Here is a 6752-nt window from a genome sequence, read left to right on the forward strand (position 1 = left end):
CTCGGCGCTCGGGCCGCTCGGACTCGCGCTTGGCGGCTGGGTGATCGGCGGGGCCGCGGTCGATCTGTGGTCGCGTTCGGGCCGTAGTGCGCTCGGGGCGCGGCTGACCCGCTTGCGCCGCCTGCCGCGCGCCGATTGGGGCCGGGGCCTCGCGCATGGGGGCCTGGGTGTCACCATCATCGGCATCGCCGGGCTTCTGGCCTGGCAGCAGGAGGACATCCGCGTGGCCGAGATCGGCGACAGCTGGAGCCTCGGGCGCTACGAGATCACGCTCGATGCGGTGCGCGAGAGCCGCGGGCCGAACTATATCACCACGGTGGGCGAGCTTTCGGTGCGCAGCGGTGGCGCGCAGGTCGCCACGCTGCTGCCCGAAAAGCGGTTCTACCCGGTGGCGGGCATGCCCACCACCGAGGCCGGGATCGACGGCGGGCTGTGGCGCGATCTCTACCTCGTGATCGGCGATCCGCAGGAGGGCGGCGGCTGGGCCATGCGCAGCCATGTCAAACCCATGGCGGCCTGGATCTGGGGCGGGTGCATCCTGATGGCGCTGGGCGGCGCGCTGTCGCTCACCGACCGGCGGATGCGCGTGGCGGCGGGCGCGCGGCGTGCGGCGCCCGCGCCGGTGGCAGCGCAATGAGGCGGCTCGCGCTGATCCTCGCGCTCGTCGCGGCGCCTGCCTTCGCGGTGCAGCCCGACGAGGTGCTCGACGACCCCGCGCTCGAAGCGCGCGCCCGCGAGATCAGCGCCGGGCTGCGCTGCCCCGTGTGTCGCAACGAGAGCATCGACGAGAGCAATGCGGGCGTCAGCCGCGACCTGCGGCTCTATGTGCGCGAGCGTCTGCTCGCGGGCGACAGCGACGCGCAGGTGGTCCGGGCGGTGGTCGACCGCTACGGCGAGTTCGTGATGCTCAAGCCCGATGCCAGCGGCGCCAATCTCGTGCTGTGGCTCGCGGCTCCGCTGCTTCTCGTGCTCGCCGGCGGCGTGGCCTTCGTCTCCATCCGCCGCCGCGCCGCGGGGCCGGAGGACCGGCTCTCGGAGGAAGAGGAGGCGCGGCTGAGGGATATCCTCGACCGCTGACGCGCGGTTGCGCTTTCCCGCCGTGCGCGGGGCTGTAGTCTCGGCGCCAAAGCCAAGGGAGACCCGCGCATGGACTATTCGACGATCACCCTCACGGTCGAGGCAGGCGTCGCCTGCCTGACGCTCGACCGGCCGCAGGTGATGAACGCCCTCAACACCCAGATGCGGGCCGAGATCACATATGCGCTGCGCCATCTCGAAGCTTCGGCGCGGGTGCTGGTGCTGACCGGCGCGGGGCGGGCCTTCTGCTCGGGGCAGGATCTGGGCGATACCGGCACCGCCAATGCCACCGACCTCGAACGGGTGCTGCGCGACGAATACGTGCCGATGCTACTGGCGCTGCGCGATCTGCCGGTGCCGAGCATCGCCGCCGTGGGCGGTGCCGCGGCCGGGGCGGGGGCCAACCTGGCGCTGGCCTGCGACGTGGTCATCGCCTCGGAGGCCGCGCATTTCACTCAGGCCTTCACCCGGATCGGCCTTATCCCCGACGCGGGCGGCACATGGACCCTGCCGCGGCAGGTCGGCACGGCGCGCGCCATGGGGGCGATGCTTTTCGCCGACCGGATCCCGGCCCGGCAGGCGGCGGAGTGGGGCATGATCTACGAAGCGGTGGCCGAAGCCGAGTTCGAGCCCCGCTGGCGCGCGCGGGCGGCGCATCTGGCCGCCGGGCCGACCGGGACCTTCCGGCATCTGCGCGAGGCGATGCGCGCCAGCCCGGAGAACGGCTTCGAGGCGCAACTGGCGCTGGAGGCCCGCCTGCAGGGTGCCTGCGGGCAAAGCCGGGATTTCAAGGAGGGGGTTCTGGCCTTCATCGAGAAGCGCCCCGCGCGGTTCGAGGGGCGCTGAGGCTCAGGCGGCGGCGTTCGCCTTGCTCAGGCCCAGCCGCGACATCAGCGGCAGGATCTCGTCGAACACGTTGCCGAAGACCGAGCCGTCCTCGGCGGTCTGGACCCGGCGCCCGGCGGCGGGGCGGGCGGGAAAACGCCCCTCGATCGTGAAGCCGTCGCAGGTGGCATGGTTGGCCGCCATCGGCGCGAGATGCAGCGAGAAGGCGTGCCCGGCCAGATCGTCGAGGGTCAGGGCGAGGCGGTCATGCGCCAGCAGCAGGTCCGTCTCGCGCGGGGCGAGCTGGCCCAGACGCCCCTGCCGCTCGAAGCGCGCGCCGCAGTCATAGCCGCGCTCGGCAGTGCCGGGGCCGCGCACCTTGCGGCGACCGAAGCTCTGCCGGTGCAGATGCGGCCCCGTCAGGCTGAGCTGCCCCAGAAGGTCCTGATCGGCGAAATCGAACACCAGCGCGCTCAGGCCGAGCCCCTGGCCCTCGCCCTCCTGCATTTCCAGCTTCAGCGACACGGCCCCGTCGGCGGTCTCGTTCAGCGTCAGCCTGACACGCACGTCCCGGCCAAAAGTGGCATAAACGCTTTCGGGGGAGGGGGTGGACCGCATCGCGATATGAGCTTGCATTGGAAATGTCCTTCCGCTGGCACTGAACCTGTCACTCGTCCTACTGAACGCATTCTGTATCGCTTCGGATTGCGGCAATCGGGTGGCACGAGAGGTGGAGCTTCGGAAATTGACCTTTTTTCCCAATCACTTAGCCCAAAGGATAGGTCTCAAAGGTATAGGTTACCTATGCCGATTTTCCTGGGGCCCGGTTTTCCTGAGGAAATCGAAAGCTCTTTTGCGCCCCCTGTTGGTCAGGACATGTCCTTTCCGACAGGGTCTGCGGGAAACAATCGGCGCTTCGGATTTGGATCGTCGAAAGCGCGCGTCCCGGGGCGCCCGGCTTCGAGAAAGGCGCGCAAATATGTCGGAATCGTGGCGGGGCGGAACGCAAACGGGCCCGGCGTTGCCGCCGGGCCCGTCCAGTCGTGGGGTCGAGGATTCGATCAGCGGTTCTCGATATCCACATAGTCGCGCTGCGCGGCGCCCAGATAGAGCTGGCGCGGGCGGCCGATCTTGAGCTGCGGATCGGCCAGCTGCTCCTTCCACTGCGACACCCAGCCGACGGTCCGCGCGAGCGCGAAGATCGGCGTGAACATCGAGGTCGGGAAGCCCATCGCGTCGAGGATGATGCCCGAGTAGAAATCGACGTTGGGGTAGAGCTTCTTCTCGGCGAAGTAGGGATCCTCGAGTGCGACGCGCTCCAGCTCCTTGGCGACCTGCAGGGTCGGGTTGTTCTCGATGCCCAGAAGATCGAGCACCTCGTCGGCGCTCTCCTTCATCACCTTCGCGCGCGGGTCGAAGTTCTTGTAGACCCGGTGGCCGAAGCCCATCAGGCGGAAGGGATCGTTCTTGTCCTTGGCACGCGCGATGAACTCGGGGATCCGGTCGGGGGTGCCGATCTCGCGCAGCATCTCGAGGCAGGCCTGGTTGGCGCCGCCATGGGCGGGGCCCCAAAGGCAGGCGATGCCGGCGGCGATGCAGGCGAAGGGGTTCGCACCCGAGGAGGAGGCGAGACGCACGGTCGAGGTCGAGGCGTTCTGCTCGTGATCGGCGTGCAGGGTGAAGATCCGGTCCATCGCGCGGGCGAGGATCGGGTTCACCTCGTATTCCTCGGCCGGAACCGAGAAGCACATGCGCAGGAAGTTCGAGGCATAGTCGAGATCGTTGCGCGGATAGACGAAGGGCTGGCCGATCGAATACTTGTAGGCCATCGCAGCGATGGTCGGCATCTTGGCGATCAGCCGGATCGAGGCGACCTCGCGCTGGTGCTGGTCGTTGATGTCGGTGCTGTCGTGGTAGAAGGCCGACATCGCGCCGACCACGCCGACCATGGTGGCCATGGGATGCGCATCGCGGCGGAAACCGCGGAAGAAGTTGTGCATCTGCTCGTGGATCATCGTGTGACGCGTCACCAGCGTCTCGAACTCCTCGAGCTGCGCGGCCGAGGGCAACTCGCCGTAGAGCAGCAGGTAGCAGACCTCGAGGTAATGCGATTCCTTGGCCAGCTGCCCGATCGGGTAGCCGCGGTGGGTCAGGATGCCCGCCTCGCCATCGATATAGGTGATGGTGCTGTCGCAGGATGCGGTCGAGGTGAAGCCCGGGTCATAGGTGAAGACGCCCGCCTGCGCATAGAGCTTGCGGATGTCGATGACCTCGGGCCCGTCGGTGGGGGCGTACATCGCCAGATCGTAGCTTTCGCCGTCGATCGTCAGCTTCGCGGTCTTGGTCGTCTCGGCCATTCAGGTCCCCTTCGTTGTCCCGCCGCCGCCGGGGGCGGCGCGGCGCTCTGATCTGTCGATGCCGCGCTGCAACATAGCGTCGGGCGAAGGCCGGGCCAGTCTCAGCCCGCCGCGTCCCCGATCCGTGCGACGCTTTCGTCGCGGCCGAGCACCAGCATCATGTCGAATACGCTGGGGCTGACCATCCGCCCCGCCAATGCGGCGCGCAGCGGCCCCGCTATCTTGCCCAGACCGAGGCCATGCGCCTCGGCCAGAGCGGTCACGACCCCCTCCAGCGCCTCACGCTCCCAGCTAGCAGTTTGCAGCTGCGGCGTCAATTCTGCCAGTATACCACGGGATACATCGTCGAGCGCCTTGGCCGATTTCTGATCCGGTTCGATCGGCCGCTCGGCCATGACAAAGTGCGCCTTTTCAAGGAGTTCGGGGAAAATCTTGGCCCTGTCCTTGAGATGCGGCATGGCACGCAAAAGCCCGTCGCGCTGCGATTCCGTAAGGGGAAGCTGCCCCGTGGCATCGAGAAACGCCTCCAACTCATGCAGCAGCGCAGCATCCTGCGCAGCGGCGATGTGCTGGCGGCAAAGGTTTTCGAGCTTCTTGGTGTCGAAGCGAGCCGGCGATTTGCCGATGCCCTTGAGATCGAACCACGCGCGCGCCTCCTCGTCGGTGAAGAACTCCGCGTCGCCGTGGCTCCAGCCCAGACGGGTGAGGTAGTTGCGCATCCCCGCCGCCGGGTAGCCCATCTGCTGGTATTCGGCCGCACCCGTGGCGCCGTGGCGCTTGGAGAGCTTTTTGCCATCCGGGCCGAAGATCAGCGGCACATGGGCAAAGACCGGCAGTTCCCAGCCCATGGCGCGGTAGATCATCGCCTGGCGGAAGGCGTTGGTCATGTGGTCGTCGCCGCGGATCACGTGGGTCACGCCCATGTCGTGATCGTCGACCACCACGGCCAGCATGTAGACCGGCGAGCCGTCCGAACGCAGAAGCACCATATCGTCGAGTTGGTCGTTGCCAATGGTGATCTCGCCCTGCACCTCGTCATGGATCGTGCTGGCGCCCTCGCGCGGGGCCTTGATGCGGATCACGAAGGGGGCGTCGGGATGATCGGCCTCGGCCACGTCGCGCCAAGGCGAGCGGAACAGCGTCGAGCCACCCTTGGCGCGCGCCTCCTCGCGGAAGGCCTCGATCTCTTCCTGGGTGGCAAAGCACTTGTAGGCCGTGCCCTCCGCCAGCATCTGCCGGGCCACCTCGGCGTGGCGCTCCGCGCCCGCCGCCTGGCTGATCGGCTCGCCGTCCCAATCGAGGCCGAGCCATGTCAGACCGTCGAGGATGGCCTGGGTGTTCTCATGCGTGGAGCGGGCGCGGTCGGTGTCCTCGATCCGCAGCAGGAACTTGCCGCCGCGGCCGCGGGCATAGAGCCAGTTGAACAGCGCGGTGCGCGCGCCGCCGATATGGAGCGCGCCGGTGGGCGAGGGGGCGAAGCGGGTGACGACCGGTGTCTGGGACATGTGAGGGAGATTTAACCTTTCGCTAACCATGCTGGGCGCAGCCTTGTTGCATGGGGGATACTCAGGTCGGGGCGCGGAAACAAGCGTGGCCCATGGGGGCGGCTCCGGCCCCTCTGGCATGGGCCGAGGCGGTGCTGGCGCGGCAGCGCGGCCATCTGGCCTGCTGGACGCCGGTCTGCCTCGGCATGGGCATCGGCCTTTGGTTCGGGCTGCGGGACGAGCCGGGCGCGCGGCTCTACGGCATCGCGGCGGGGCTCGCGCTTCTCTTCCTGCTCACCGGCTGGCGGCAGCGCCGCTCCACGCTCTGCGCGCTGTCATGGGCCGGGCTTCTGGTCGCCTTGGGCTTTCTCATGGCGGGCGCGCGGGCGCATGGGCTCTCCGCGCCGGTGCTGGGCTTTCGCTATTACGGCCCGGTCGAGGGGCGGATCGTCGATATCGACCGGTCGCAAAGCGACAGGCTCAGGATCACGCTCGACCGGGTCCGGCTCGATGACGTGGCGCGGGTGCCCGCGCGGGTCCGCCTGTCGCTGCATGGCGAGATCGTGGCCCCGCTCGCGCCGGGGGCGCGGGTGATGACGACGGCGCATCTGTCGCCGCCGCCCGGGCCTGCCGAGCCAGGGGGCTTCGATTTTCGCAGGCACGCGTGGTTCGCACGACTGGGGGCGGTGGGATACGCCCGCGTGCCCTTGATGCTCGCCTCGGATGCGGGGGCCGAGGGCGCGTGGCTCGCGCGGCTCAGGGTCCGGCTCAGCGCGGCGATCCGCGCGCGGATCGACGGGGATGCAGGCGGCTTCGCCGCCGCGGTGACGACGGGCGACCGCTCCGGGCTTGGCCGCGAGGCCAATGACGCGATGCGCGAGGCCAATCTTTATCACCTCGTCTCGATCTCGGGCATGCACATGGCGCTTCTCGCGGGCTTCGTCTTCTGGCTGGTGCGCGCCGGCATCGCCGCCATCCCGCCGCTGGCGCTCAGGCTCGACGCGCGCAA

At 68.7% G+C, this 6752-nt stretch carries 7 protein-coding genes; 4 read left to right on the top strand and 3 right to left on the bottom strand.

Annotated features, from left to right (window positions below):
- The 3 genes from NHG85_RS18845 to NHG85_RS18855 form a co-directional block, all read left to right on the top strand.
- A partial coding sequence (locus NHG85_RS18845) for a cytochrome c-type biogenesis CcmF C-terminal domain-containing protein (protein ID WP_305884610.1) occupies window positions 1-637 on the top strand: 637 nt, incomplete at its 5' end.
- On the top strand, window positions 634-1077 hold the full coding sequence (locus tag NHG85_RS18850; protein WP_253335274.1) for a cytochrome c-type biogenesis protein: 444 nt from the start codon (window positions 634-636) through the stop codon (window positions 1075-1077). The genes NHG85_RS18845 and NHG85_RS18850, both read left to right, overlap by 4 nt.
- Before the next feature lie 69 nt (window positions 1078-1146).
- Window positions 1147-1923 (top strand): enoyl-CoA hydratase-related protein, encoded by a 777-nt coding sequence (locus tag NHG85_RS18855; RefSeq protein ID WP_253335275.1) that lies wholly within the window; start codon window positions 1147-1149, stop codon window positions 1921-1923.
- A gap of 3 nt (window positions 1924-1926) precedes the next feature.
- Here the strand turns inward: NHG85_RS18855 and NHG85_RS18860 are convergent, their stop codons facing one another.
- The 3 genes from NHG85_RS18860 to gltX all read right to left on the bottom strand — a co-directional run bounded on the left by NHG85_RS18860 (window position 1927) and on the right by gltX (window position 5764).
- Window positions 1927-2469 (bottom strand): hypothetical protein, encoded by a 543-nt coding sequence (locus NHG85_RS18860; protein ID WP_253335276.1) that lies wholly within the window; start codon window positions 2467-2469, stop codon window positions 1927-1929.
- 494 nt (window positions 2470-2963) lie between these two features.
- Window positions 2964-4259 carry a citrate synthase gene (locus tag NHG85_RS18865; protein WP_253335277.1) on the bottom strand — a complete coding sequence of 432 codons (1296 nt, stop codon included), beginning with the start codon at window positions 4257-4259 and terminating at the stop codon, window positions 2964-2966.
- Window positions 4260-4360: 101 nt separating this feature from the next.
- The gene (gltX, locus tag NHG85_RS18870; protein WP_253335278.1) at window positions 4361-5764 is read right to left on the bottom strand and encodes a glutamate--tRNA ligase; all 1404 of its coding nucleotides are present in this window, start codon (window positions 5762-5764) and stop codon (window positions 4361-4363) included.
- Window positions 5765-5856: 92 nt separating this feature from the next.
- Between gltX and NHG85_RS18875 the strand changes: the two genes are divergently transcribed.
- The coding region (locus NHG85_RS18875; protein ID WP_253335279.1) for a ComEC/Rec2 family competence protein at window positions 5857-6752 on the top strand (896 nt) is incomplete at its 3' end.

The sequence above is a fragment of the Limimaricola litoreus genome (assembly GCF_024159025.1).
GTDB lineage: Bacteria > Pseudomonadota > Alphaproteobacteria > Rhodobacterales > Rhodobacteraceae > Limimaricola > Limimaricola litoreus.